This window comes from Burkholderia seminalis DSM 23518, assembly GCF_902832885.1.
GTDB lineage: Bacteria > Pseudomonadota > Gammaproteobacteria > Burkholderiales > Burkholderiaceae > Burkholderia > Burkholderia seminalis.
Genome location: NZ_CADFDK010000002.1, coordinates 633,384 through 657,656 on the forward strand (window position 1 = coordinate 633,384; position 24,273 = coordinate 657,656).

A 24,273-nucleotide genomic window follows, 5' to 3' on the forward strand; every position below is an offset into this window, starting at 1 on the left:
CTCATGCGCGGCAGATCGCGATGATCTCCGCGCTGATCGTTTCGTCGAAAGGCGCGCGTTGCCAGTCGCCGCACCACTCGGCCGATGCGAAACCGGCTGCCGACACGCGCGCCTGCAGGGCGGGCTGCGCGATGAAACGCAGCCGGCTCGTGTTCGTCAGCACCGTGTCGTCGCGGCGGAAGCGGTAGTGCGTGTCGAACGTCACGATCGCGTCGTCGACCGCACGCACCGCGTGATGGAGATCGACGCGGCCGAAGTCGCGCGATTCGACGCTGCATGCCGAACGCGCGGGCGTCCACGCGCGCCACGGTGCGACGTGCGGGTTGCGGGTGTCGAACAGGAAGCGGCCGCCGTTGGCGAGCACGCGTCGCACGCCGCGCAGCGTCGCGTCGATTTCATCATCGGACAGCAGGCACTGGAACGCATGCCCGGTCATCACGACCGCATCGAACGGTGCGGCGGGCGGCAGGCTGCCGAGTTCGCATGCGTGCCAGCGCACGGTGTCGGCGCGCGGCTGGCGTCGTGCGTAATCGATCATTGCCGGCGCCGGATCGATCGCGACGACCTCGTGCCCGGCCGACGCGAGCCGGCGTGCGAACGTGCCGGTGCCGCATCCGAGATCGAGGATGCGCTGCGGCGCGGGGCCGATCACGGCTGCATAGAACACGAAGTCGCGATCGCCCGCGTTGAACAGGTCGTAGACCGCGACGAGGCGCGGGTCGATGTAGAGGCGGTCCGCGTCGGCAGGCGTCATGCGGCCGTGCTTATCAGCGCTGCTGCACGGCCACGCGCAGCCCGAGCGCGATGAAGATCGACCCGATGATCTTCCCCTGCCAGCGCGTGAGCCACGTGAGCCGCTTCATGACGCGGCCGAGCGGGCGGATCGAGCACGCGATCAGCGTCGTATAGAGCGAGCTGAGCACGACGAAGATCAGCCCGAGCACCGCGAACTGCACGAACGTCGAGCCGCGCTCCGGGTGCACGAACTGCGGCATGAACGCGAGGAAGAACAGCGCGGTCTTCGGATTCAGCACTTCGGCGGGAATGGCCTGCAGGTACGCGACGAGCGGCGTGACGGGCGCCACCTGCGGCAGCGACGGATCCGACGGTTTTTCCAGCAGCGCACGCGCGCCGAGATAGAGCAGGTACGCGGCGCCGACCAGCTTCACGACGTTGAATGCGAGCGCCGACGTCATCAGCAGCGCGGACAACCCGACGGCCGCGAACAGCGTATGCACGAAGTCGCCGCTCGCGACGCCGAGGCCGGTCAGGATGCCGGTCTTGCGCCCGCCCTGCACGGTGCGGCTCAGCACGAGCAGCACGGCCGGGCCGGGGATCAGGAACAGGCCCAGGACGACGGCGGTGAAAGTGCTCAGCGTGGTCAGGTCGAACATGGCGGCTCCGGCAGGTTGGCGCAGCGGCGGGGGATCGGGGCATTGTATTCGGTTCGGCGGGCGGCCGCTGACGCGCGCTTGAACGGCCCGGCCGTGCCGGCGCCTTTCTGGTATAAGCACGAAACGACGTGCGGCACGGCGTCCGGCTTCTTCCACCGCCTATCGTTTCATGCGCGAGCTTCCACCGACCACCCAACCCGCCGCGGACGCCGACGTCTATCACGTGCCGCGTCCACTCGTCGTGTTCGGCGGCTCGGTCGTCGAGCCCGAATGGCGGCTGGAGCGGCACAGCCATCGCCAGGCGCAGCTGCTCTACACGCTGAGCGGCGTCGTCTATTGCGAGATCGACGGCGGCGTGTGGAGCGCGCCCCCGCAATGCACGGTGTGGATTCCCGGCGATGTTCCGCACGCGGCGCGCGGCTCGGCCGGCGCGACCTTCTACGCGGTGCTGGTCGAACCCGACGCCGCGCTCGACCTGCCCGCGCGCTGCTGCACGCTGTCCGTGTCGCCGCTGCTGCGCGAACTGCTGCTGAAGGCCGCGAGCTTTCCGAACCTGTACGACGTCGACGGGCCGCAGGGGCGGCTGATGGCGACGCTGCTCGACGAACTCGTCGCGGCGCCGGTCGAGGACCTGTACCTGCCGATGCCGACCGACCGCCGGCTGCGCAAGCTGATCGACCATCTGCTCGACGATCCGGCCGACAAGTCGCCGCTGGCCGAACTCGCACGGCGCGCGGGCATCAGCGAGCGCAGCCTCACACGGCTCGCGACGAAGGAGCTCGGGATGAGCCTCGGCGACTGGCGCCGGCGGCTGCACGTCGCGCTGTCGCTGCGGATGCTGACGACCGGCCGCCGCGTGCACCAGATCGCGATCGACCTCGGCTACGAGAGCGCGAGCAGTTTCGTGACGATGTTCCGCAAGGCGACCGGCAAGTCGCCGACGCAATTCCTGACCGACCGGCAACGCTGAACGCGCCGGCCGCGCCCGCGGATGCGCAGGTTTGGCCAGATTGAAAAAGCAGTTGGCCGGGATGAGAAATGACGCGTTTGGCCTCGATCCATAAAATGAGAATCGTTCTCATCTGGAGGTCGACATGCAAATCACCACGACTGAATTCCCGTTCGTCTGGCTGCGTTACCGCGGTTCGACGCACTTCGAACCGGCCCGGTTGATCGCCGAGCTCGACGCGTTGCTGGCGCGCGGCGAACGCTTCGTTCTTCTGACCGACGACGCGCCGTCCGGCGACGATCGCGGCGATACCGACCACGAGATGCGCAAGCAGCTCGCGAAGTGGAGCAAGGCCAACCGTGCGCAGTCGCGCGAATGGATCCCGGCGATGATCGCGATCGAGCCCGATGCGGCCCGGCGTGCCGCGCTCGATGCATTCTCGGGCACGTTCGAGAAGGTCTGGGGCTATCCGCTGAACGCGGCGGCGAGCCGCGAAGACGCGCTGGCGCTCGCGCAACGGCTGCTCGCCGAACCCGCGCGCCGCATCGCCGCGGCGAACGCCTGACCCGGCCGCCGCGCGCCGCGCGGCTTTCGTCGACATCGACAACCGTGTACGGTGCGCGCACGCGCGCCGCGGCCTGTCGCAACCACGCAGGGGTGACCGGTGGACAATCCGATCCGCGCGATGCGCATCTTCACGCGCATCGTCGAAATGAACAGCTTTACACGCGCGGCGCAGGCGCTCGGCATTTCGCGCGCTACCGCGACGCGGACCGTGCAGGAGCTCGAGGCGGCGCTCGGCACGCCGCTGCTGGTGCGCACGACGCGCGCGCTGCGGACGACGTCCGAAGGCGACGCGTATTACCGGCGCTGCGTGAGCATCACGGCGGACGTCGACGAGCTCGAAGCCAGCATGCGCGGCGCCGCGCGGCATCCGGGCGGGCCGCTGCGCGTCGAGGTGCCGGCGTCGGTGGCCGGTGCGATCGTGCTGCCGGCGCTCGACGCGTTTCACGCCCGGCATCCCGATCTCGTGCTGATGCTGGGCGTGGCCGGGCGCGCGGGCGATCGCGACGCCGACACGGTCGACTGCGGCATCCGGCTGGGCGCGCTGCCCGATTCGTCGCTCGTCGCGCGCCGGCTCGGCACGCTCGAACGCGTGACGTGCGCGAGCCCGGCGTATCTCGACCGCTTCGGCGTTCCGCGCACGCTCGACGCGCTCACGGCGCACCGCGCGGTCAGCGGCGCGCGGGTACCCGGCCAGCGCTCGGCCGAACTCGATTTCGTCGCGGACGACGGCGTGCGCAAGGTCCGGCTCGACAGCATCGTCAGCGTGGACGACGAGCAGGCGTACCTGGCCTGTGGCGTGCACGGCCTCGGGCTGATCCAGCCGACGCGCATCGCCGCGCAGCCGCTGATCGACGCGGGCCGGCTGCGGGAAGTGCTGCCGTGCTGGCAACCCGAGCCGGCCGCCGTGTCGGCGGTCTACGTGAAGCGCCCGCATGTGTCGCCCGGCGTGCGTGCGTTCGTCGACTGGATCGCCGAGCGTTTCGTGCAGGCCGCGCACGAGCATGAAGGGCTGGCGGCGGCGGGGGCGGCAGGGTGGCGGGCGCGAGAGGCAGCTGTGACGCGTGAGCCTGTTGCGAGCAGCGTGCGCGCGGCGCCGGCAACGACCGGCATCGATCTTGAACACGTCGCGCTGGTCGCCGCGAGCTGAGTGGCCGGCGGATCGGCTTCCGGCGCGTTATCCGCCTCTCGACCGCTCCAGCTCTTCCGCCAGAAAATCCACGAACGCGCGAATCCGCGCGGACGTCTGGTGACGCTGCGCATACACCGCGTAGATATCGGCGCTCGGCATTTCGTGATCGGGCAGCACGACGGCGAGACGCCCGTCCGCGAGGTAGTCGCGCAGGTCCCGTTCCGCGCGCATCAGAATTCCGTGTCCGTCGAGCGCCCACTTCACCGCGATCTTGCCGTCGTTCGTCGTCCGGTTGCCGTTGATCCGAACGGTTTCCGTGTGGCGTGTCGAGCCGTGTCCGTTCGTCAGGCGCCGTACTCTTCGTCGTCTTGCCGGATGCCGATGCAGGTGTGCCGCGTGAGGTCGTGCGGCGTGCCGGGCGTCGTGCCGCGCGAGATGCGCACAGAAGCCGGCGGTTCGATGCGAGCCGTCGCGCGACGACGCGCGTGTCGGGCGGCTCGCCGAAGCGGATGCATACGTCGAACGAGTCGTTAGTGAGCGGCACCACTCGTAAGCGCGAGGTGCGCCGAAACGGCGGACGGATGCGCATCGCGCATCCGTCCGGCCTCATGCGTCGTCACGCGCGACCGGCTTCAGCTGTGCGTGAGCGTCAACGCATGGAACTTCACGACGGTGCCGGGCGTCGTCAGCGGCGTACCGGACACGGCCGTCTGGTCGTAGTCGCCGGCCTTGAAGTAGAAGCTTTCGCCGTCGAAGCTCGAATCCATCGTGAAGGTCCTGGTCGTGCCGTTCGCGGTGACGGTGATCGTCGTGCCGCTCAGGCTCAGCGCATAACTGAACTTCTTGCCGACGCCGACCGTCGTGATCGGCGTGGTCGTCGACTTGCCGCCCTGGTTGGTGCTTTCGAGCAGCAACTGGACGACGCCGCCGGACGTGAACTGCAGCTCGCACAGCGGCTTGCTCGGGCCGGTGCCCTGGAAGATCTGGCCGATCGTCGTGTGATCGGGCACCTGCGTGACGGTCACTGTCGCGTTCAGCCGGTTGGTGCCGGAGGTCGGCCAGATCGCGTTCTCGCGCAGCTCGGTGCGCGGATGCAGCGAGCCGGACGTCGTCCAGCCCTGCGTCGGGTCCATCATCACCATCGAGCCGTCGCTGCCGTCCGTATAGAAATACGTCGGGTTCACGTAGCCGCCCGCGAGCGACGAACCGCTCACGGTATCGACCTTGCCGGGCGCGCCGGCCGGCAACTGCAGCGTGAACGGTGCGAGGTTGAAGTTCGAGCCGGGCGGATTCGACCGACTGAGCGCCATGACGGTGGCCTGCTGGCGCGCGGCGGCGGCCGGGCTGGCCGGGTCGTCACCGCCGCAGGCGGAAAGGAACGCAACGGACAGCACGGCGGCGACGCACGGGATGATCCGGTTCTTCATGATGTCTCTCTCTCTGATGGTCCGTGGCTGGGTGCCACGTCGCGGATAACGTTTTCCTTTTTTGGCATGAGATCGCCGGGAAGGCGGTCGACAGCCTGTAGAAAGCACGCCAAAACACAGAAAGCAGGTGCGGTTCGAAAGCGACTGCAGAAACTGCAAAGCGGGGAATGCTGATATTTCACGAGGCTTGCGATCGGCTTTCCGGATGGCACTTGGCGGCCGATCGGGAACGATGCTAGCAAGAAGCCTTGGAAGAGTAAACGTTTTCCTATTCGGGTATGGCAACGCCACGTGGCGTCGAGCCGCGGCGAGCATCATTCGGGTTTCGGTACCGCGGCGTGCGTGCTGGCATGGGCGTTACGACGCCACGGTAGCGACGTGCCGCGCGATGCGCGCCGCACATGCATCGGGCGTCGTACCGGCCGTGTCCAGCACCATCTGGCTGAACGGCCGCGACGCATAGCCTTCGCGATACATCTCGGCGATCCGGCTGCGCTCCCAGTCCGTCAGCGCGCGCGTGCCGCGATTCGACGCCGCGATCGCTTCGGGCGGTGCGAGCGTGACGACGAACAACCGTGCATCACGCGCGTCGCAGGCGGTGCGCAGCCGCGCGTGTTCCGCTTCGCCGATCGGATAGGCGATGACCAGATGGCGTTCGCGCGCGGCCGCGATCTGCGCGACGAGACGTTCGAGCGCGAGTGCCCACTGCACGTCCAACGGCGCGTCGTCTGGCGCATCGTGATCGTCGCCGTCAATGAAGCACGCATCGGGCAGCACGCGTGCGAGCGCGAGGCCGATCGTCGTCTTGCCGCTGTTGATCGGGCCGTTCAGGTGGATGACGGTAAGGGCGGTCATGGGTCGAGGCAGGAAGCGGATGACTCGCAGCTTGCCATGACGGGCGCGGCGGCGCGGTGCCGTGAGGGCGTCGCGTGGTGCAATGCGAAGGGGGGAAAGCGGACAGGCAGGGAGGGGGAGCGGCAGGCTGCGTGCGCGACGAGGCGCCGCACATGCAGCCTGCCCGACCGTGCCGCATGCAGCGATGCGGCACGGCGTCGAGCGAGACGGCTTACTTGTCGTCGCCCTTGATCTGCGGCAGTGCCGACGCTTCGCCCGGCGTCAGCAGGCCGACTTGCGCATACACGCGCAGCTTGTCGCGCGTATCGGTGATGTCGAGGTTGCGCATCGTCAGCTGGCCGATCCGGTCGCGCGGCGAGAACGTCGATGCAACCTTCTCCATCGACAGGCGTTCCGGCTGGTACGTGAGGTTCGGCGACTTCGTGCTCAGGATCGAGTAGTCGTTGCCGCGGCGCAGTTCGATCTTCACTTCGCCGGTGACCGCGCGTGCGACCCAGCGTTGCGCGGTTTCGCGCAGCATGATCGCCTGCGGGTCGAACCAGCGGCCCTGGTACAGCAGGCGGCCGAGGCGGCGGCCGTTCTCGCGGTACTGCTCGATCGTGTCTTCGTTGTGGATGCCGGTAACGAGGCGCTCGTACGCGATGTACAGCAGCGCGAGGCCCGGGGCTTCGTAGATGCCGCGGCTCTTCGCCTCGATGATCCGGTTCTCGATCTGGTCGCTCATGCCGAGGCCGTGGCGGCCGCCGATGCGGTTCGCTTCCAGCAGCAGCTCGACCTGATCCTTGAACTCGACGCCGTTCAGCGCGACCGGCTGGCCGGCTTCGAAGCGCACCGTCACTTCTTCCGCGGCGATCTTCACGTCGTCGCGCCAGAACGCGACGCCCATGATCGGGTTCACGATCTTGATGCCGCTTTCGAGGCTTTCCAGATCCTTCGCTTCGTGCGTCGCGCCGAGCAGGTTCGAGTCGGTCGAATACGCCTTCTCGGCCGACATCTTGTACGCGAAACCCGCCTGGTTCATGAACTCGGACATTTCGGCACGGCCGCCGAGCTCGTCGATGAAGGTCTGGTCGAGCCACGGCTTGTAGATCTTCAGATCCGGGTTCACGAGCAGGCCGTAGCGGTAGAAGCGCTCGATGTCGTTGCCCTTGTACGTGCTGCCGTCGCCCCAGATGTTGACGCCGTCTTCCTTCATCGCGGCGACGAGCATCGTGCCCGTCACGGCGCGGCCGATCGGCGTCGTGTTGAAGTAGGTGACGCCGGCCGTCGTGATGTGGAACGCGCCGCTTTGCAGCGCCGCGATGCCTTCGGCGACGAGCTGCGCACGGCAGTCGATCAGGCGGGCGCCGGCTGCGCCGTATTCGATCGCGCGTTTCGGGATCGCGTCGTAATCGTCTTCGTCGGGCTGGCCGAGGTTCGCCGTGTATGCGTACGGGACGGCGCCCTTCAGTTTCATCCAGTGCAGCGCAGCGCTGGTGTCCAGGCCGCCGGAGAAGGCGATACCGACCTTCTGGCCGGTCGGGAGGCTTTCGAGAATCGTGCTCATAGGAATTACCGTGGATTGAAGCCGGTGGGATCGTATTTCGCGGAATATGCGAGTATCGGCTGTCCGGGAAGTTGGGGCAAGGGCTGATTTTCGTGCGGAATCGTCGTCCGGCCCGTCGGGCGGGCCGGACGGGCGGTTAACCACGCGGAGAACGCGAGGCCGGAAGGTGCGAAATCGCGGCTGAAACCGGCCGCGGCGAGCACGGTCGCGAGGCCGGCTTGCGGGGCCGGATCGGCCGAAACGCGCGGCAGCCGCGATGGAAATGCCGGTCCGTCATTCCGAAAGGAATATGAAAGAATTGCGCCCGACACCCGGCATCCGCCGGGAACCTCAGATATTCCACGACTGCGCGGTATCCAGCAGCTTCTCGCGCAACTGGTCGACTTCGCCGGCCAGCTTGGCCGTGATCGACACATAGCCGGACAGCTGCGGCGGCGGCACGTCGTGCGGCGGGTCGGCCGGCCGGCGGCGCGGCGCAAGCCGGCTCGGCGTGCCGAACTTGAGCGCGCGGCTGGCGCCGACCAGCGTGTCGCGGATGCGCCGGTTCACGGCCTTCATCTCGGCGCGCATGTATTCGCGGGCCGCCACGTCGTCGCGGGCCGGCACCGCGCTCGACAGGATCTCCAGGTAGCCGATGCACAGGCGCAGGCTGCGCTGGATCGCCTCGAGCTGCGCCATCGACGTCTCGCATTCCTTCGACACCGACGGCATCAGCGAACGCAGCTGCACGAGCAGCGCGCTCAGCGCGGCCATTTCCTTCAGGTGCGCGTCGTCGCTGACCTGGCGGTCGCCCGCGAGCCGGGCATGCACGGCCGCGCACGCGCGCAGCGCGTCGGCGAGCTTGTAGCGCCACGAATAGGTGGCGTAGAGCGGCAGCGCGAACGAGAACGCCAGCGCGATCGCGATGCCGGTCAGCACGTTCACCGCGCGCCACAGGCCGTCGACGATCTCGTTGTCGCCGTGCCCGGCGACGATCACCATCGTGATCGCCGACAGCAGCGCGATGTAGCCGGCCTTGCCGATCGCGTGATACGCGCAGATGCCGCATGCGACGGCCATCAGCAGGTAGATCGCGACGGGCGCATGCAAGACGGAATACAGCACGATCAGCCCGAGCCCCGCGAGCGCGCCGATCGACGTGCCGAGCGCGCGCTCGGCCGCTTTCTTGCGGATGTTGCCGTGATGCTGCAGCCCGCCGACGACGATCAGCACGGTGATCGTCGACCACTCGCCGTGCGGCACGTTCAGGCCGGTGGACAGCGCGATCGACACGAGAATCGCGAGCGCGACGCGCGCCGCATGGATCAGCTTCGCGTGCCGGTAGCGGCGATACGGGTCGAGCAGCGGGCGGAGCGCATTGCGCAGCAGGGGCGGCAGTCGGGTAGGGAGCGGGGTGGTCATGACGAAACGGAGGTGGCCGGAACGCGCACGGCGGCGTGCGCGGGCAGGCGCGACGCCGCTGGCGCAGCAGACGTCACGCTAACCGAACGCGCGCGGGCTGTCCACGGCGCGGCCGGGCGGCACGCGACGTCACGCGTCGGCCGGAGTCGGCAGCGCTTCCAGCACGCGGTTGCGGCCGCCGGACTTCGCGCGGTACAGCGCTTCGTCGGCGCGACGCAGCAGCGTCGCGGCGTTCATCCGGCCGTCGGCGGTGGTCGCGGTGCCGATGCTGGCCGTGACGCGCCCGTACGGGCTCTTCACGTGCTCGATGCCGAGCTCCGCGATCGCGTACCGGATGGCTTCGGCGACGGTGGCCGCGCCTTGCGCGTCGGTGTCGGGCAGCGTGACGACGAATTCCTCGCCGCCGTAGCGCGCGACATGGTCGCTGTTGCGGCGCAGGCAGCCCGACGCGGATTGCGCGACGCGGCGCAGCACGTCGTCGCCGGCCGGGTGGCCGTAGTAGTCGTTGAATGCCTTGAAGTGATCGACGTCGACGAACAGCACGGACAGCGGCCGGCCGTTGCGTGCCGCGCGCTGCGCTTCTTTCGCGAGCACCGTGTCGAACGTGCCGCGGTTGTCGAGGCCCGTCAGCGAATCGGTGTGCGCGAGCCGGTACAGCTTCGATTCGGCGACCTGCCGGCGCTTCAGTTCGCGCGACAGCGCGAGCGATCCCCACGCGATGAATCCGGTGAACAGGCACATCAGCACGACGGTCCAGACCGCGCGGTAGTGCCACGACGCGTAGATGTCGAGCTCGGCCGGCGCGACGTCGACGATCAGCGGCAGGCCGGCGAGATGCTTGTAGACGTAGATGCGCCGGACGCCGTCGATCGCGCCGATGCCGGTCAGCTCGCCGATGCGGCTGCGCTGCGACTCGACGAACAGCGGCGAGTCGTGCAAGTCGAGGCCGACCACGCGGGTGTCGTACGGCAGGCGCGATACGAGCGTGCCGTTGTCCTCGACGATCGCCGCGCTGCCGTGCCGGCCGACCGCGAGGCCGTCGAGCAGCGCGCGGAAGTAGTCGATGCTGAGCGTGCCGACGACGATGCCGCCGAAACTGCCGTCGGGCAGGGTGATCCGGCGGCTGAGCGCGATCGTCAGTGCGCCGCCGCGCAGCCGGGAAGCGTACGGGCGGCTGATGTAGAGGCCGCGGGCGAGCCCGTCGCGATGCACGGCGAAATAGTCGCGGTCGGCGAAATTGCCTTGCCGGGCAGGCGACGCACTCGAATCGATCATGATATTGCCGTGCGGATCCATCACGAAAATCGAGCCGAGATACTCGCCGGTTGCCGCGCGGTCGAACAGCAGCCGGTGGCGCTGGCGCGGCGGCAATGTCATCAGCTCGGGATCGGTGACGCCGTCGACGACGTTTTGCAGCGACAAATCGTAGAGTTCGATATTGCGCGCGATATCGCGCTCGATCAGCAGCATCAGGTTGCGCGCATTTTCGACCGCATGGTCATACGCGTCGCGCCTTGCCTCGATTAATAGCGACGTGGAAAGTCCCCAACTGAACATCAGCAGCAAGATGCCCGCAACGAGCACGCCGCGGGGCGACAGAACGCGTGCCACGATCGACGCGGTGTGGCGGCGCAGCGTGGCGGGCAGCGGGAGTGACTTCATCCTCGGGCGTGGCGGGCGGCGGATATTCGCGTGACTGGCGGTTCCGCGCGCGGATTATTTCGAATTAATCCGCATTATCTCGCGAAATCATGATTTTCGCGTGCGCATGCAAAACATGCATGCGGAAACGGCAATTCGAAACCGTTACGCGCCATTACCGCATCGCGCGCGGGCAGGTTGATTTGAATCAATTATCAGACCAGGTCATTTTGTCTGATTAATGGAGTGAAGAAGTGTCGATTTTGCGCGTCGGCGCGGTATTTGGCGGATCGCGACAGGATTGGCTGCTTTCGGGCCGGAATGAAAAACCGGATAACCACGAGTAACGCGTGGGTTTTTGGGGCGGCATGCGGTTGCGACCGCGCCGACGCAGCCAACGCCCCGACGGCGCGACATCTCCCCGCGCTGGCATGCGTGCCGGGCCGACCGGTCCCGTTGGCGAATCAGGTAGAATCCGCGCTTCGCCGCAGGCGCCCGCCGCGCAACGCGTATCGGGGCCGCATCGAATGCATCGCCGGACGCGCACCGCGCTCCGGTTCCGCATGCGCCGGCTACGGATGCCGGCCCGCTCAACGTTCGTCTCGTTTATGTCCGCAATTCCGAATTCCGACCCACCCGGTTCGTCCGCGAACCCACCCAAGCTTCATCGCGCGCTGAAGGCGCGCCACCTGACGATGATCGCCATCGGCGGCTCGATCGGCACGGGCCTGTTCGTCGCGTCCGGCGCGTCGATCTCGCAGGCCGGCCCCGGCGGCGCGATGGTCGCGTACATGCTGATCGGCCTGATGGTGTACTTCCTGATGACGAGCCTCGGCGAGATGGCCGCGTTCATGCCGGTGTCGGGTTCGTTCGCGACCTACGGCGCGAAATACGTGGACGAAGGCTTCGGCTTCGCGCTCGGCTGGAACTACTGGTACAACTGGGCCGTGACGATCGCGGTCGAACTCGTCGCCGCGCAGCTCGTGATGCACTACTGGTTTCCGGACGTGCCGGGCGTGTGGTGGAGCGCGGCCTTCCTCGGCGTGATGTTCCTGCTCAACGCGCTCACCGTGCGCGGTTTCGGGGAAGCCGAATACTGGTTCGCGCTGATCAAGGTCGTCACCGTGGTCGCGTTCATCGGCGTCGGGCTGCTGATGATCTTCGGCATTCTGAAGGGCGCGCCGGGCAACGGCTGGGGCAACCTGACGATCGGCGACGCGCCGTTCGCGGGCGGGCTGCCGGCGTTGATGGGCGTCGCGATGATCGCGGGCTTCTCGTTCCAGGGCACCGAGCTGATCGGCGTTGCGGCCGGCGAATCGGAGAACCCGCGCACGACGATCCCGCGCGCGGTGCGCCAGGTGTTCTGGCGGATCTTGCTGTTCTACGTGTTCGCGATCTTCGTGATCGGCGTGCTGATTCCCTACACCGACCCGAACCTGCTGAAGACGGACGTGACCGACATCGGCGTGAGCCCGTTTACGCTCGTGTTCCGCCACGCGGGCCTCGCGTTCGCGGCCGGCGTGATGAACGCGGTGATCCTGACGGCCGTGCTGTCGGCCGGCAACTCGGGCATGTACGCGTCGACGCGCATGCTCTACACCCTCGCGACCGAAGGCCGCGCGCCGAAGATCTTCGCGAAGCTGTCGCGGGGCGGCGTGCCGCGCAACGCGCTGTATGCGACGACCGCCGTCGGCGCGCTGTGTTTCTTCACGTCGCTGTACGGCGACAAGACCGTGTACCTGTGGCTCCTGAACACGTCGGGGATGACGGGCTTCATCGCGTGGCTCGGCATCGCGGTCAGCCATTACCGCTTCCGCAAGGGCTACGTGAAGCAGGGTTATGTGCTCGACCAGCTGCCGTACCAGTCGAAGTGGTTCCCGTTCGGCCCGCTGTTCGCGTTCGTGCTGTGCCTCGTGATCGCGCTCGGCCAGGATTACCAGGCGTTCCTCGCGAACCGGATCGACTGGGCCGGCGTCGCCGCGACCTACGTCGGCATTCCGCTGTTCCTCATCGTGTGGCTCGGCTACCGGTTCCTGAAGAAGAGCCGCTTCGTGCGCTACGAAGACATGGAGATCGCGCCGTGGATTGCCGCGAACCGCGGCGCGCAGCGCCAGCCGGTGGCGAACCGCGAAACCGCGGGCTGACGCGGGCGCGGCAGGCGGCCGCGCGACGGACGTTGAAACGGGAAGCCGCGTGCTTCCCGTTTTTTTTGCCCGGCTTTCGCCTGCACGGGGTCAAAGCCGGTTATATTGCCCGACCCTACCGGGCCACGGCCCGGCCGGCGCGACACGCGCGGCGCGGATCGGCATCCGGCGTGCGCGGCGCGCGGCGGCCGGCGAGATGCCCGGCGTTTTCATCGTTCCATCCGGGCCGCCTGGCCCGCGGAGCGCGCAACCCAGAGGAATCCATGAGCGCATCACCCGCCGAGCGGAAGGCCGGACCCGTTTCCATCGTGCGAATCGAAGCCGCGATCAACGCGTGGCGCGAAGTGTACCCGCCGGCGCCGGACGGCGAGGACGGCTACGCGCTGGACGCCGGCAGCAACTGCCTCGCCGAGCTGTACGGCACGATGATCTGCTATCGGTTGCCGGACGTGCCGCTCGACACGCTGAGCGACGCGCAGCGCGACGCGCTCTACGCGACCGAGGTGTGATGCGCGGTCGCGACGTCATCGCGATGCCACCGCGATGAAACGACGGGAAGCCCGCGGGCTTCCCGTTTTGCTTTGCGCGGTGCGGCGCGTGGCGGCGGGCGCCGCCTGCGGTATCGTGACGACATCGTCCGGCCGGGGTGTGCGCCGGATGGCTGTCCGGGAGACATCAACATGGAGTTGAGACATCTCCGCTACTTCGTCGCGGTGGCCGAAGAGCGGAATTTCACGCGGGCGGCGGAACGGCTGCACATCGCGCAGCCGCCGCTGAGCCGGCAGATCCAGCAGCTCGAGGAGGCGCTCGGCGTGCCGCTGTTCGAGCGCAACGCGCGGCCGCTGAAGCTGACCGACGCGGGGCGCTTCTTCTATTCGCACGCGGTGCAGTTGCTCGCGCAGACGACCGAGCTCGAATCGATGACGAAGCGGGTCGGCAAGATCGAGCGCAGCATGTCGGTCGGCTTCGTCGGCTCGACGTTGTACGGGATGCTGCCGAAGATCATCCGGCGCTTTCGCAGCGAGTATCCGGCGGTCGAGCTGAGCCTGCACGAGATGTCGACGATGGACCAGATCAAGGCGCTGAAGGAAGGGCGCATCGACGTCGGGTTCGGCCGCATCCGCCACGAGGATCCGAGCGTGCGGCGCGTCGTGCTGCGCGAGGAGCGGATGATCGTCGCGCTGCCGGTCGGCCATGTGCTCGACAGCGCGAAACCCGTGCTGTCGCTGCACGATCTCGTGAACGACACGCTGATCATCTTCCCGAAGGCGCCGCGCCCGAGTTATGCGGACCAGGTGCTCGCGGCCTTCCACGATCGCGCCTTGCAGCCGCGCAAGATCTACGAGACGCGCGAGCTGCAGATCGCGCTCGGCCTCGTCGCGATGGGCGAGGGCGTGTCGGTCGTGCCGCACAGCGTGTACGGGCTGAAGCGCGACGACATCAGCTACAAGCCGCTCGACGATCCGAACCTCGTGTCGCCGATCATCATGAGCATGCGGATGCTCGACGAATCGGAGGACATCCGCGCGATGCAGGCGCTGATCTACCGGCTGTACGACGAAGCGCAGATGGAGTACCTGCCGCCGCAGCCCGAATGAGCGCGCGGGCGGTAGGGGCTTGCTTGACGCGGTGCGCGCCGGCAGGCCACCATGACCCGATTCGATGCGGCCGCCGGTGTGCGGCCGCTTTCACGCAGACGACCGACCCATGACCGATATCGTGACCGAGGAGACGACCGTCGGGACGCCGCAAGGGCGTCTCTTCGCGAAACGCTGGCGTGCGCGTGCGGCGCACGACGCGTCCGCGCCGATCGTGCTGCTGCACGATTCGCTCGGCTGCGTCGATCTGTGGCGCGATTTCCCCGCACAGCTCGCCCGCGCGACGCAACGCGACGTGATCGCCTACGACCGCCTCGGGTTCGGCCGCTCGGATCGCCATCCGGGGGCGCTCGGCACGACGTTCGTGCGCGACGAGGCCGACCATGCGTTCCCCGCGGTGCTCGCGCAACTGGGTGTCGATGCGTTCGTCGCGTTCGGGCACAGCGTCGGCGGCGGGATGGCGGTGGGCTGTGCGGCCGCGCATCCGGAGCGTTGCCGTGCGCTCGTGACGGTCGCCGCACAGGCGTTCGTCGAGGATCGCACGCTCGCCGGCATTCGCGAGGCGGCGCGGCAGTTCGACGAACCGGGGCAGCTCGACCGGCTCGCGCGCTATCACGGCGACAAGGCCGAATGGGTGCTGCGCGCGTGGGTCGACACGTGGCTGTCGCCGGCGTTTCGCGACTGGCGTCTCGACGACGAACTGCCGCGCGTGCGATGCGCGACGCTCGCGATTCACGGCGAGGACGACGAATACGGCTCCGACGTGCATCCGAAGCGGATCGCCGCGCGCGTCGCGGGGCCGTCGTCGTTCCTGTTGCTCGCTCGATGCGGGCACATGCCGCACCGCGAGCGGCCGGACGACGTGCTGGCCGCCGTCGCGACGCTGCTGCGCGACGCGGGCGCCTGAGCACGCCCGCCCCCGGCGGGCGGGTGCCCGCCGGACGTCAGAACGACAACTGGATCGCGAGATCGATCGCGAGCAGCGCGATCGAGCAGCCGATCCCGAGGATCACGTTCGGCAGCCGGTGCTCGAAGTCGCGATTGTCGCGGCGCATCGCGGCGCCGAGCAGGAAGATCGCCTCGACGGCGATCTGCAGCCCGACGAACAGCAGCATCAGCAGGTACTCGTAGCCCATCTGCTTGAACGCGGCGAAGTGCATCCCGTGATCGCGAATCCACTGGCCGACGCGCAGCAGTTCGTACGCGAACAGCAACGCAGGGAACAGGTAACTGATGAAGTAGGTCGGCGCGGTGGCGTGCCGTAGTTCGAGGTGGAAGTGCTGATGCGTGGTAGCCATCACAACCCTCCTTGCAACGCATGATTGCGGTCGCGACGGCGGCGCGAGTCCAGGCAGACTACGGGATTGCCCTATGCACAGTGCGCTACCGTACGACATCAGCATACTGCCGCGCGGGAAATTTGGCATGCGGTGCGTGTGTTCGCCGCAAAAAGGTGTGTACATCGCACGACGCGGGTCGGCCGCGGCCCGTCAGCGTTTTGCTTCCGCTCCTTTGATGAACAGCTTCGCGACCGACTGAAACTCCCGTTTCAGCGACAACCCCGGCACGGTCAGCCAGCGCAGCATCGCCGCGAGATACAGGTGATGGAACCACGTCGCGAGCTGATCGGCCCGCAGCGTGCCGTTCAGTTCACCGGCCTGCTGCGCGGCGACGATCAGTTGCTGCCACACCCGCGCGATGTCGCTGCCATTTTGTCCCGCGCTTTCCGGTTCGGCCGCACCGATGCTCAGGAGCCGGTGCCGCAGATACGCGAGCAGGTACGCGGGATGCCGCTCGCACCACGCGGCCGACGCGTCGAGCACGCAACCGATGCGCGATGCGAAGGTCCTGCGCCGCGCGACGTCGCGCTGAAGAGGCGCGAGATCGCGCGCGAGTTCGCCTTCGAGCCAGTGCGCGAGCACGGCTTCCTTCGTCGGAAAGTGGTTGTACAGCGTGCGCTTCGCGACATCGGCCTCGGCGGCGATCTGCTCCATCGTGACGGCCTCGTAGCCGTGCGCGTCGAACAGGCGCGCGGCGGTGGCGGCGAGATGCGCGAGCATCTGGATGCGCTTGCGTGCGCGGCGGCCCGGATCGTCGGTCTGAATCGGCATGGCGGGGGATTGGCTGAAAATGCACGAATTACATTAGTATACGACGTGCATTTTTGTGAATCCACCCCGTTTCCGCCGTGCAAGGAGTCGTGCATGAAGCTCGTCATCGCCACCTATGGCACCGAAGGCGATACGCGCCCGCTCGCGGCGCTTGGCCGCGCGCTGATGGACGCCGGCCACGATGTCCGGTTGCTCGCGGACGCCGCGACACTCGGGGCGGCCGCGGCGCTCGGCGTGCCGTCGGCGCCGTTGTCCGGCGAGATCCGCCGCGCGATCGCGCCGCAAGGCGCGCTGGCCGACGCGGTGCGCGGGCGCGGCGGCTTCCACGACACGTCGAAGGCGCTCGCGGCAATCGCGAATGCGAATACGGCCGCGTGGATGCGCGAAGTCGCGGATGCATCGGACGGCTGCGACGCGCTCCTCGTGTCGGGGCTTGCGTCGTTCGTCGGGCTGTCGGTCGCCGAATATCGCCGCGTGCCTGTGATCGGCGCCGGCATGATCCCGATCACGCCGACCGCCGGATTCGCGTCGCCGTTCCTGCCGCCGGGGAAGGTGCCGGGCTGGCTGAATCGTGCGAGCCATCGGTTCGTGAATGCGCTGCTGTGGCAGGCGTTCCGGAACTCGACGAACGCGGCACGCGCCGGCGTGTGCGGGTTGCCGCCGCGCAAGCATGTGTGGACCGATCATCCGATGCTGTATGGCGTGTCGCCGGCGCTGCTGTCAGGCCCGGCCGACTGGCCGCCGAATGTGTGGGCATGCGGGCAATGGCGGGTCGACGGGCGTGCATGGGCGCCGCCGTGCGATCTGTCGGCGTTTCTCGAATCGGGCGTTCCGCCCGTGTACATCGGCTTCGGCAGCATGGCCGGCTTCGACCGGGCCGCCATGGCCGACGCGCTGCCCCGTGCGCTCGCAGGCCGGCGCGCGCTGTTCTATCCGGGCTGGAGCGGCATCGAGGCGTCGATGCTGCCGGCACACGTTCGCGTGATCGGCGACACGCCGCACGACTGGCTGTTTCCGCGCGTATCGATGGCGATTCATCATGGCGGGTCGGGCACCACGCATTCGGCCGCACGGGCCGGCATTCCGTCGGTCGTCGTGCCGTTTGCGGGCGATCAGTTCTTCTGGGCGGACCGGTTGCAGCGGCTCGGCGTGGCCGATGCGCCCGTGGCGGGACGGCGCGTGGATGCCGCCGCACTGGCGCGGGCCATTGCGTTCGCCGAACGGAGCGAGACGCAGGCACGCGCGACGGAGCTTGGCACGCGCATCGCGCAAGAGGACGGTCTGGCGCTGGCCATCAGCGCGATCGAACGATGGGCGCGTGCCGGTGCGCGGTGAACCCGCGCACCGGCATCAGAAATGCCCGGTGAACCGGTAACGGCTGCCCGGGTGCCACAGATTGGCGACCGACGCGACCAATCCCTGCGACCACGTGCGCCGATGCAGCATCAGGCATGGTTCGCGGTCGTCCATCGTCAGGTGGCGGCGCGTTTCGGCGTCGGGCATCGCGGCCTCGATCCGGTACTCGACGCGCTGCAGCGGCGCGACGCGCGTCAGGTACTGGTTCGGCGTCGTCGTCGTGAAGTCCTGCAGCGCGTATTCCGGCGCGCAGGCCGGATTGACCCAGCGTTCCTCGAGCTGCACGGGCGTGTCGTTCTCGAAATGCAGCACGCGCGAATGAAAGATCGGGCGGCCGGTATCGAGCTGCAGTTCGTCGGCGAGCTTCGCGTCGGCGACGGCCGCGCCGACCTGCAGCACCTGCGCGCGATAACCGTGGCCGCGCGCGGCGACTTCGTCCGAGATGCTGCGGATCGCGACGAGCGTCGATTCGTATTTCGGTGACGCGACATACGTGCCGGAGCCGCGCGTGCGCGTGAGCACCTGCTCGGCCGTCAGCTCGCGCAGCGCGCGGTTGACGGTCATCCGCGCGACGTTGAATTCGCGCGCAAGCTCGTTCTCCGACGGCACCTGGTCGCCTTCCGCCCATTCGCCGGCATGGATGCGCGCGAGGATGAAGTCCTTGATTTCCTGATAGATCGGTGTGGTCATGGGATCACGATTCCAGAGTCGGCAGCGGCCCGCCGCCGAATGCCGATCCGGCGCGCGCCCGGCGCCGAGTGTACCGGTTTCGCGGACGCGCCGGCCCGGATGCCCCGAATGATCCCTGTTCGGCCGGCGCGCGTCCATGCGGGATTGCACAGAGCGGCCGGCCCGCGACAGCCGGCGCGCGGTCAGAACCGATGCCGGATGCCGACCGTCGCGACGACCTGCGTATTCGTCGATGAAGCCGCGAGCCCCGTCACGTTCGCGAACCCGAGCGTCGCGCCCGACGGCACGCCGAACTGGTGCTGGTACACGGTTTCCGCATACACGTCGGTGCGCTTGCTCAGCGCGTAATCGGCCATCAGCGTCACCTGGTGCCATTTCGGCCGGTGGCTGCCGGCCGCGTCGTCGTAGCGGCCGTCGGTGAACGTATAGGCGCCCGCGAGCGAGACGGCCGGCGTCAGCGCATAACGCGCGTTGACCTCGTAGTTGTCGAACCGCAGCGCATTCAGTGCACCGGGCAGCGACGACGCGGCCGTTTCGTCGAACATCGAATGCGTCCACAGCGCGCCAACCGTCAGCCGGTCGAACGCGTAGCTGCCGCCGGCGCCCATCACGCGCTGGCGCACGGCCGGGAAGTTCGCGCCGTCGTTGGTCGACAGCGCGCCGCTCGCCGTCAGCCCGCCGCGATCGAGCTGCAGGTAAGCGGCGCCGAGGCTGACCGGCCCGTTCGCATACGACATGCCCGCGCTGTACGCGCGGTTGTTCGCGAAGCCGCCCGCCGCGTTGCTGAACCCGTACAGGCCGCCGAACTGCCAGCCCGCGAGCGTCGGGCTCGTGTATTTCACCGCGTTGTCGATGTAGAACGAATCGTCGATGTTGTCGTTGTCGAACGGGTGCGACGCGAGGTTGTTGCCGTCGCCGTTGTTGGCCATCGCGAGCGGGCCGAGATAGTCGACCACGGCGTCGTACTGGCGGCCGAGCGTCAGCGCGCCGTATCGGTCGCTCTGCAGGCCGACGTACGCGCGGCGCCCGAACATCGTGTTCTTGTAGGACTGCGTGCCGTTGTTCAGGTTGAAGCCGTTCTCGAGGCGGAACAGCGCATGCAGGCCGCCGCCGAGATCCTCGTTGCCGCTCAGGCCGAAGACCGTGTTCGACAGCAGGCCGCTGCCTTGCTGCCACGCGCTTTTGCCCGACTGGTTGTTCGTATAGGCGATACCGGCATCCAGCATCCCGTAGAGCGTGACGCTGCCTTGCGCATGCGCGGCGGCGCCGAAGAACGCGAGGGAGAGGGTGCCGACGACTGCTTTTTTCATTGAGTGTGCTTCCTGGAAAGGCCCGTCGAGACGGGAACGACGATTCGCCGCGCGGATCCGCGCGTTCGAATCGATGAAAGGGGGAGCGCGTGACGCGAGTCACGCGCGGCGGCGAACGCCGGTTAGTGCTGCAACAGGCGGATCGTGCCGAACTCGGCGGCCGGCAGTTCGCGCAGGATCGACAGGATGGCCGGCGACGCCTGCGATCGCGCGACTTCGAACTCGATGCACGCGCGCCCGGTGCGGCGGTCGATCACGGCCGTATAGAAATTGAGCGCGGCGCCGACGGCCCGATGCAGCCGGCGCCGCACGGCCGCGAGGTTGTCCGATTCGACGCGGATCGACAGCAGCACGAGGTCGTCGTCGGGACACGTGCGCCGCGAACGCACGGGCAGCAGATCGTGTGAAGCGGCGGATTCGGTTCTGGTCGGTTTCATGCATGCATCCCCGGGTCGCCTCGTGCCGTGCAGCGTGGCGATCTCGTCTTTGACATGACGCCCATTCTAGGAATCGCGGTGACGATACGGTGTATAGACTCGCGCCGGGCCTGAAAAGAACGCATAAAAACGGCATTGGCCGGCCCCGGATCGATCCCCGCGATGCGTCGACGCGCCCCGCCCTCGGCCGTGGCACCCGTTGACGGAGCTGCTGTCCGGTTACCGGCTGGTCGGGTTGGGAAGCGGACGGCATGCGGCACGAGGTCTAGACAGGTTTCGCGCGGCTCCAGGCGGGGCAGTCTGCCGCGAGAAAGCCTTCATTCAACATCGTGTAATCGTTAATTAATTGAAAGTTAAGGAAAATTCCGGACCACGACCATAATCGGCCGACAATTAGAGATAAACACGGATTGCTGGCACCCTCCCGAAAAAGGCAAAGTTGTATGTACAACTTGGAGCGTCGCCGAAAGGGGCGATATCCGGGTTGGAAGGGTTCGCGGCGGGCAGTCCGGCCGGAACCCGGCCCAGTTCGCCTTTGACAGGAACACGATGAAGAAACTCGCGCTCAGTATTGCCCTTGCCTGCATCGCGGTCGGTGCTCACGCCAAGGATTGGTCGACGATCCGGTTCGGCGTCGACGCCAGCTACCCGCCGTTCGAATCGAAGGATGCAAGCGGCAAGGTCGTCGGCTTCGACGTCGATCTCGGCAACGAGATCTGCGCCCGCCTGAAGGCGAAATGCGTATGGATCGAGAACGACTTCGACGGGATGATCCCGGCGCTGAAGGCGAAGAAATTCGACGGCGTGCTGTCGTCGATGTCGATGACGCCGGCGCGCGCCGAGCAGATCGCGTTCTCCGACAAGCTGTTCAACACGCCGACGCGCCTCGTCGCGAGGAAGGGCGCGAATCTGCAGCCGACGGCCGAATCGCTGAAGGGCAAGTCGGTCGGCGTCGAGCAGGGCACGATCCAGGAAACCTATGCGAAGGCCTACTGGGCACCGAAGGGCGTGCAGGTCGTGCCGTACCAGAACCAGGACGGCGTGTACCAGGACCTGATGTCGGGCCGTCTCGACGCGGCGCTGCAGGACGCGGTGCAGGCGGACATCGGCCTCCTGAAGACGCCGCGCGGCGCGAACTTCGCATTCGCCGGCAAGGACATCGACGATCCGAAGACGCTCGGCAACGGCGCCGGCATCGGCCTGCGCAAGGACGACGCCGACCTGAAGGCGAAGATCGACCATGCGATCGCCGACATCATCAAGGACGGCACGTACAGGAAGCTCGAGAAGAAGTACTTCGCGTTCGACGTCTACGGCGGCTGAACGTCCATGCGGCGCGCATCGGTTGTGGCGCGCCGCGTTAGTGACCGGGTGCAACCCGCTTCACGCGATGCGTCCGACTTGATGAGCAGCGTGCATCAGGTTGTGCGCAGATATCGTTTGATGCACGGCTAATGGCTATTGACAATCCAGCCACCTCGCTCTGGACCCCACATATGATCTTCCAAGGATTTGGCCCGCTGCTGTGGGCCGGCACGGTCGAGACCGTGAAGCTCGCGGTGCTGTCGCTCGCCGCGTCGCTCGTGCTGGGCCTCATCGGCGCGAGCGCGAAACTGTCGACGAACCGCATGCTCAAGTCGATCGGCACCTTCTACACGACGCTGATCCGCGCGGTGCCGGACCTCGTGCTGATGCTACTGCTGTTCTACGGGATCCAGATCCTGCTGAACAACTTCACCGACATGCTTGGCTGGGACCAGATCGACATCGACCCGTTCGTGGCGGGCGTCATCACGCTCGGCTTCATCTACGGCGCGTACTTCACCGAGACGTTTCGCGGCGCGTTCCTCGCGGTGCCGCGCGGCCAGCTCGAAGCCGGCTTCGCGTACGGGATGAGCGGCTGGCGCGTGTTCCATCGCATCCTGTTTCCGCAAATGATGCGCTTCGCGCTGCCCGGCATCGGCAACAACTGGCAGGTGCTCGTCAAGGCGACCGCGCTCGTGTCGATCATCGGCCTGGCCGACGTCGTGAAGGCGTCACAGGACGCGGGCAAGAGCACGCTCGATTTCTTCTTCTTCACGCTGGCTGCGGGCGCGATCTACCTCGCGATCACGACGGTGTCGAACGTCGTGCTGCATCACCTCGAGAAGCGTTATTCCGTCGGTGTCCGGAGGCTCGCACTGTGATCGAACTCGTCAGCCAGTACTGGCAAAGCTATCTCTATTCCGACGGCTACCGCTTCAGCGGCCTCGCGATCACGCTGTGGCTGCTGGTCGTGTCGATCGCGCTCGGTTTCGCGCTCGCCGTGCCGCTCGCGATCGCGCGTGCGTCGTCGAACCGCTGGATCTCGGGCCCCGTCTGGCTCTACACGTACGTGTTCCGCGGCACGCCGCTCTACGTGCAGTTGCTGATGTGCTACACGGGCATCTACAGCCTGCAGGTCGTGCACGACCACGTGCTGCTCGACACGTTCTTCCGCAACGCGATGAACTGCACGCTGCTCGCGTTCGTGCTGAACGAATGCGCGTATGCGACGGAGATCTTCGCGGGCGCGATCAAGGCGACCTCGGCCGGCGAGATCGAGGCCGGGATGGCCTACGGGATGTCGCGCTTCAAGCTGTATACGCGCATCATCCTGCCGTCCGCGCTGCGCCGCTCGCTGCCGAGCTACAGCAACGAAGTGATCCTGATGCTGCACGCGACGACACTCGCGTTCACCGCCACCGTGCCCGACATCCTGAAGGTCACGCGCGACGTCAATTCGGCGACTTACATGTCGTTCCAGGCCTACGGCATCGCTGCCGTGCTGTACGCCGCCGTCGTGTTCACGCTCATCTGGGCGTTCCGCAAGCTCGAGACGCGCTGGCTCGCGTACCTCGCGCCGCGCAGCCATTAACGCATCCGCACGATTCGCAACGAAGGACCCAGCATGTACAAGCTTACCGTTGACAACCTGCACAAGAAATTCGGCGACAACGAGGTGTTGAAGGGCGTGTCGATGAAGGCGAAGGCCGGCGACGTGATCAGCATCATCGGTTCGAGCGGCTCCGGCAAGAGCACGTTCCTGCGCTGCATCAACTTCCTCGAGCAGCCGTGCTCGGGGCAGATCACGATCGGCAGCGAGCCGATCCAGACCACCCGCGACCGCAACGGCGCGCTGCGCGTGGCCGACCAGAAGCAGCTGCAACGGATGCGCACGAAGCTGTCGATGGTGTTCCAGCACTTCAACCTGTGGGCGCACATGACGGTGCTCGAGAACGTGATCGAGGCGCCGATGGCCGTGCTCGGGATCGGCAAGGACGAAGCGATCGCACGCGCGCGCACGTATCTGGAGAAGGTCGGGCTCGCGCCGCGCGTCGAGGGCATGTATCCGTCGCACCTGTCGGGCGGCCAGCAGCAGCGCGTCGCGATCGCGCGTGCGCTCGCGATGGAGCCGGAGGTGATGCTGTTCGACGAACCGACGTCGGCGCTCGATCCCGAACTGGTGGGCGAAGTGCTGAAGGTGATGCAGAAGCTCGCCGAGGAAGGCCGCACGATGGTCGTCGTCACGCACGAGATGGGCTTCGCGCGCAACGTGTCGAATCACGTGATCTTCCTGCATCAGGGGAAGATCGAGGAGGAAGGCGATCCGCAGGAGATTCTCGTGAATCCGAAGAGCGAGCGGCTCGGGCAGTTTCTGTCGGGGCGCTTGAAGTAGGAGACGGCTTCATAAAGGCCC

The 24,273-nt window shown here is 67.3% G+C and carries 24 protein-coding genes and 1 pseudogene; 12 read left to right on the forward strand and 13 right to left on the reverse strand.

Going from position 1 to position 24,273, the window contains the following annotated elements; translation table 11 throughout:
• Position 1: 1 nt before the first annotated feature.
• Positions 2 to 754, reverse strand: a complete 753-nt coding sequence (locus HWX00_RS09360; RefSeq protein WP_049035525.1) for a class I SAM-dependent methyltransferase — start codon at positions 752 to 754, stop codon at positions 2 to 4.
• 13 nt (positions 755 to 767) lie between these two features.
• The gene (locus tag HWX00_RS09365) at positions 768 to 1,394 is read right to left on the reverse strand and encodes a LysE family translocator (protein WP_049035527.1); all 627 of its coding nucleotides are present in this window, start codon (positions 1,392 to 1,394) and stop codon (positions 768 to 770) included.
• A 169-nt stretch (positions 1,395 to 1,563) separates the two neighbouring features.
• Between HWX00_RS09365 and HWX00_RS09370 the strand changes: the two genes are divergently transcribed.
• The 3 genes from HWX00_RS09370 to HWX00_RS09380 all read left to right on the forward strand — a co-directional run bounded on the left by HWX00_RS09370 (position 1,564) and on the right by HWX00_RS09380 (position 4,057).
• On the forward strand, positions 1,564 to 2,364 hold the full coding sequence (locus tag HWX00_RS09370; RefSeq protein ID WP_175027467.1) for an AraC family transcriptional regulator: 801 nt from the start codon (positions 1,564 to 1,566) through the stop codon (positions 2,362 to 2,364).
• A 124-nt stretch (positions 2,365 to 2,488) separates the two neighbouring features.
• Positions 2,489 to 2,908 (forward strand): ATP--cob(I)alamin adenosyltransferase, encoded by a 420-nt coding sequence (locus HWX00_RS09375; RefSeq protein WP_034185607.1) that lies wholly within the window; start codon positions 2,489 to 2,491, stop codon positions 2,906 to 2,908.
• Between the two features lie 99 nt (positions 2,909 to 3,007).
• The gene (locus tag HWX00_RS09380) at positions 3,008 to 4,057 is read left to right on the forward strand and encodes a LysR family transcriptional regulator (RefSeq protein ID WP_080287694.1); all 1,050 of its coding nucleotides are present in this window, start codon (positions 3,008 to 3,010) and stop codon (positions 4,055 to 4,057) included.
• 27 nt (positions 4,058 to 4,084) lie between these two features.
• Here the strand turns inward: HWX00_RS09380 and HWX00_RS09385 are convergent.
• From HWX00_RS09385 to HWX00_RS09410, 6 genes and pseudogenes are all read right to left on the reverse strand, one after another.
• Positions 4,085 to 4,580: pseudogene (locus HWX00_RS09385) on the reverse strand (LysR substrate-binding domain-containing protein); the annotation flags it as partial.
• A gap of 91 nt (positions 4,581 to 4,671) precedes the next feature.
• Positions 4,672 to 5,466 (reverse strand): polysaccharide lyase family 7 protein, encoded by a 795-nt coding sequence (locus HWX00_RS09390; RefSeq protein WP_175027466.1) that lies wholly within the window; start codon positions 5,464 to 5,466, stop codon positions 4,672 to 4,674.
• 357 nt (positions 5,467 to 5,823) lie between these two features.
• Positions 5,824 to 6,321 (reverse strand): shikimate kinase, encoded by a 498-nt coding sequence (locus tag HWX00_RS09395; RefSeq protein WP_175027465.1) that lies wholly within the window; start codon positions 6,319 to 6,321, stop codon positions 5,824 to 5,826.
• A gap of 211 nt (positions 6,322 to 6,532) precedes the next feature.
• The gene (gene argG / locus HWX00_RS09400; protein WP_059558537.1) at positions 6,533 to 7,867 is read right to left on the reverse strand and encodes an argininosuccinate synthase; all 1,335 of its coding nucleotides are present in this window, start codon (positions 7,865 to 7,867) and stop codon (positions 6,533 to 6,535) included.
• Between the two features lie 330 nt (positions 7,868 to 8,197).
• Positions 8,198 to 9,268: an FUSC family protein gene (locus tag HWX00_RS09405; RefSeq protein WP_175027464.1), complete on the reverse strand. Its 1,071-nt coding sequence runs from the start codon at positions 9,266 to 9,268 to the stop codon at positions 8,198 to 8,200.
• 129 nt (positions 9,269 to 9,397) lie between these two features.
• The gene (locus tag HWX00_RS09410) at positions 9,398 to 10,930 is read right to left on the reverse strand and encodes a sensor domain-containing diguanylate cyclase (protein ID WP_034185612.1); all 1,533 of its coding nucleotides are present in this window, start codon (positions 10,928 to 10,930) and stop codon (positions 9,398 to 9,400) included.
• A gap of 587 nt (positions 10,931 to 11,517) precedes the next feature.
• Here HWX00_RS09410 and HWX00_RS09415 point away from each other — a divergent pair.
• The 4 genes from HWX00_RS09415 to HWX00_RS09430 all read left to right on the forward strand — a co-directional run bounded on the left by HWX00_RS09415 (position 11,518) and on the right by HWX00_RS09430 (position 15,558).
• Positions 11,518 to 13,053 carry an amino acid permease gene (locus HWX00_RS09415; protein ID WP_059558530.1) on the forward strand — a complete coding sequence of 512 codons (1,536 nt, stop codon included), beginning with the start codon at positions 11,518 to 11,520 and terminating at the stop codon, positions 13,051 to 13,053.
• Positions 13,054 to 13,316: 263 nt separating this feature from the next.
• Positions 13,317 to 13,562, forward strand: a complete 246-nt coding sequence (locus tag HWX00_RS09420) for a DUF3717 domain-containing protein (RefSeq protein ID WP_031399027.1) — start codon at positions 13,317 to 13,319, stop codon at positions 13,560 to 13,562.
• 171 nt (positions 13,563 to 13,733) lie between these two features.
• Positions 13,734 to 14,651: a LysR family transcriptional regulator gene (locus HWX00_RS09425; RefSeq protein WP_021157347.1), complete on the forward strand. Its 918-nt coding sequence runs from the start codon at positions 13,734 to 13,736 to the stop codon at positions 14,649 to 14,651.
• A 109-nt stretch (positions 14,652 to 14,760) separates the two neighbouring features.
• On the forward strand, positions 14,761 to 15,558 hold the full coding sequence (locus tag HWX00_RS09430; protein WP_059558527.1) for an alpha/beta fold hydrolase: 798 nt from the start codon (positions 14,761 to 14,763) through the stop codon (positions 15,556 to 15,558).
• A gap of 37 nt (positions 15,559 to 15,595) precedes the next feature.
• On the opposite strand, the gene HWX00_RS09435 is transcribed toward HWX00_RS09430, so the two are convergent.
• On the reverse strand, positions 15,596 to 15,949 hold the full coding sequence (locus HWX00_RS09435) for a hypothetical protein (protein ID WP_034185614.1): 354 nt from the start codon (positions 15,947 to 15,949) through the stop codon (positions 15,596 to 15,598).
• Positions 15,950 to 16,141: 192 nt separating this feature from the next.
• Entirely contained in the window at positions 16,142 to 16,762 is a 621-nt protein-coding gene (locus HWX00_RS09440) for a TetR/AcrR family transcriptional regulator (protein WP_175027463.1), read from the reverse strand.
• A gap of 93 nt (positions 16,763 to 16,855) precedes the next feature.
• Between HWX00_RS09440 and HWX00_RS09445 the strand changes: the two genes are divergently transcribed.
• Entirely contained in the window at positions 16,856 to 18,097 is a 1,242-nt protein-coding gene (locus tag HWX00_RS09445) for a glycosyltransferase (RefSeq protein ID WP_175027486.1), read from the forward strand.
• Positions 18,098 to 18,112: 15 nt separating this feature from the next.
• Here HWX00_RS09445 and hutC read toward each other — a convergent pair whose 3' ends face one another.
• The 3 genes from hutC to HWX00_RS09460 all read right to left on the reverse strand — a co-directional run bounded on the left by hutC (position 18,113) and on the right by HWX00_RS09460 (position 20,555).
• Positions 18,113 to 18,808, reverse strand: a complete 696-nt coding sequence (gene hutC, locus HWX00_RS09450) for a histidine utilization repressor (RefSeq protein ID WP_034185960.1) — start codon at positions 18,806 to 18,808, stop codon at positions 18,113 to 18,115.
• Positions 18,809 to 18,990: 182 nt separating this feature from the next.
• A complete protein-coding gene (locus HWX00_RS09455; protein ID WP_175027462.1) occupies positions 18,991 to 20,118 on the reverse strand; it encodes a porin in 1,128 nt (375 codons plus the stop codon).
• 122 nt (positions 20,119 to 20,240) lie between these two features.
• Positions 20,241 to 20,555 carry a hypothetical protein gene (locus HWX00_RS09460; protein ID WP_080287695.1) on the reverse strand — a complete coding sequence of 105 codons (315 nt, stop codon included), beginning with the start codon at positions 20,553 to 20,555 and terminating at the stop codon, positions 20,241 to 20,243.
• 549 nt (positions 20,556 to 21,104) lie between these two features.
• Here HWX00_RS09460 and HWX00_RS09465 point away from each other — a divergent pair.
• The 4 genes from HWX00_RS09465 (at position 21,105) to HWX00_RS09480 (ending at position 24,252) form a co-directional block, all read left to right on the forward strand.
• Entirely contained in the window at positions 21,105 to 21,878 is a 774-nt protein-coding gene (locus tag HWX00_RS09465; RefSeq protein ID WP_175027461.1) for an ABC transporter substrate-binding protein, read from the forward strand.
• Between the two features lie 173 nt (positions 21,879 to 22,051).
• Positions 22,052 to 22,741, forward strand: a complete 690-nt coding sequence (locus HWX00_RS09470) for an ABC transporter permease (RefSeq protein ID WP_034185619.1) — start codon at positions 22,052 to 22,054, stop codon at positions 22,739 to 22,741.
• The gene (locus HWX00_RS09475) at positions 22,738 to 23,451 is read left to right on the forward strand and encodes an ABC transporter permease (RefSeq protein WP_034185620.1); all 714 of its coding nucleotides are present in this window, start codon (positions 22,738 to 22,740) and stop codon (positions 23,449 to 23,451) included. The genes HWX00_RS09470 and HWX00_RS09475 overlap by 4 nt, the downstream gene beginning before the upstream one ends.
• A gap of 33 nt (positions 23,452 to 23,484) precedes the next feature.
• Positions 23,485 to 24,252, forward strand: a complete 768-nt coding sequence (locus tag HWX00_RS09480; RefSeq protein ID WP_034185621.1) for an ABC transporter ATP-binding protein — start codon at positions 23,485 to 23,487, stop codon at positions 24,250 to 24,252.
• Positions 24,253 to 24,273: the final 21 nt, after the last annotated feature.

Bases quoted from the DNA above. Each gene is read 5' to 3' on its own strand.
- HWX00_RS09360 (WP_049035525.1), bottom strand. From the start codon at position 754: ATGACGCCTGCCGACGCGGACCGCCTCTACATCGACCCGCGCCTCGTC.
- HWX00_RS09365 (WP_049035527.1), bottom strand. From the start codon at position 1,394: ATGTTCGACCTGACCACGCTGAGCACTTTCACCGCCGTCGTCCTGGGC.
- HWX00_RS09370 (WP_175027467.1), top strand. From the start codon at position 1,564: ATGCGCGAGCTTCCACCGACCACCCAACCCGCCGCGGACGCCGACGTC.
- HWX00_RS09375 (WP_034185607.1), top strand. From the start codon at position 2,489: ATGCAAATCACCACGACTGAATTCCCGTTCGTCTGGCTGCGTTACCGC.
- HWX00_RS09390 (WP_175027466.1), bottom strand. From the start codon at position 5,466: ATGAAGAACCGGATCATCCCGTGCGTCGCCGCCGTGCTGTCCGTTGCG.
- HWX00_RS09395 (WP_175027465.1), bottom strand. From the start codon at position 6,321: ATGACCGCCCTTACCGTCATCCACCTGAACGGCCCGATCAACAGCGGC.
- argG (WP_059558537.1), bottom strand. From the start codon at position 7,867: ATGAGCACGATTCTCGAAAGCCTCCCGACCGGCCAGAAGGTCGGTATC.
- HWX00_RS09405 (WP_175027464.1), bottom strand. From the start codon at position 9,268: ATGACCACCCCGCTCCCTACCCGACTGCCGCCCCTGCTGCGCAATGCG.
- HWX00_RS09410 (WP_034185612.1), bottom strand. From the start codon at position 10,930: ATGAAGTCACTCCCGCTGCCCGCCACGCTGCGCCGCCACACCGCGTCG.
- HWX00_RS09415 (WP_059558530.1), top strand. From the start codon at position 11,518: ATGTCCGCAATTCCGAATTCCGACCCACCCGGTTCGTCCGCGAACCCA.
- HWX00_RS09420 (WP_031399027.1), top strand. From the start codon at position 13,317: ATGAGCGCATCACCCGCCGAGCGGAAGGCCGGACCCGTTTCCATCGTG.
- HWX00_RS09425 (WP_021157347.1), top strand. From the start codon at position 13,734: ATGGAGTTGAGACATCTCCGCTACTTCGTCGCGGTGGCCGAAGAGCGG.
- HWX00_RS09430 (WP_059558527.1), top strand. From the start codon at position 14,761: ATGACCGATATCGTGACCGAGGAGACGACCGTCGGGACGCCGCAAGGG.
- HWX00_RS09435 (WP_034185614.1), bottom strand. From the start codon at position 15,949: ATGGCTACCACGCATCAGCACTTCCACCTCGAACTACGGCACGCCACC.
- HWX00_RS09440 (WP_175027463.1), bottom strand. From the start codon at position 16,762: ATGCCGATTCAGACCGACGATCCGGGCCGCCGCGCACGCAAGCGCATC.
- HWX00_RS09445 (WP_175027486.1), top strand. From the start codon at position 16,856: ATGAAGCTCGTCATCGCCACCTATGGCACCGAAGGCGATACGCGCCCG.
- hutC (WP_034185960.1), bottom strand. From the start codon at position 18,808: ATGACCACACCGATCTATCAGGAAATCAAGGACTTCATCCTCGCGCGC.
- HWX00_RS09455 (WP_175027462.1), bottom strand. From the start codon at position 20,118: ATGAAAAAAGCAGTCGTCGGCACCCTCTCCCTCGCGTTCTTCGGCGCC.
- HWX00_RS09460 (WP_080287695.1), bottom strand. From the start codon at position 20,555: ATGAAACCGACCAGAACCGAATCCGCCGCTTCACACGATCTGCTGCCC.
- HWX00_RS09465 (WP_175027461.1), top strand. From the start codon at position 21,105: ATGAAGAAACTCGCGCTCAGTATTGCCCTTGCCTGCATCGCGGTCGGT.
- HWX00_RS09470 (WP_034185619.1), top strand. From the start codon at position 22,052: ATGATCTTCCAAGGATTTGGCCCGCTGCTGTGGGCCGGCACGGTCGAG.
- HWX00_RS09480 (WP_034185621.1), top strand. From the start codon at position 23,485: ATGTACAAGCTTACCGTTGACAACCTGCACAAGAAATTCGGCGACAAC.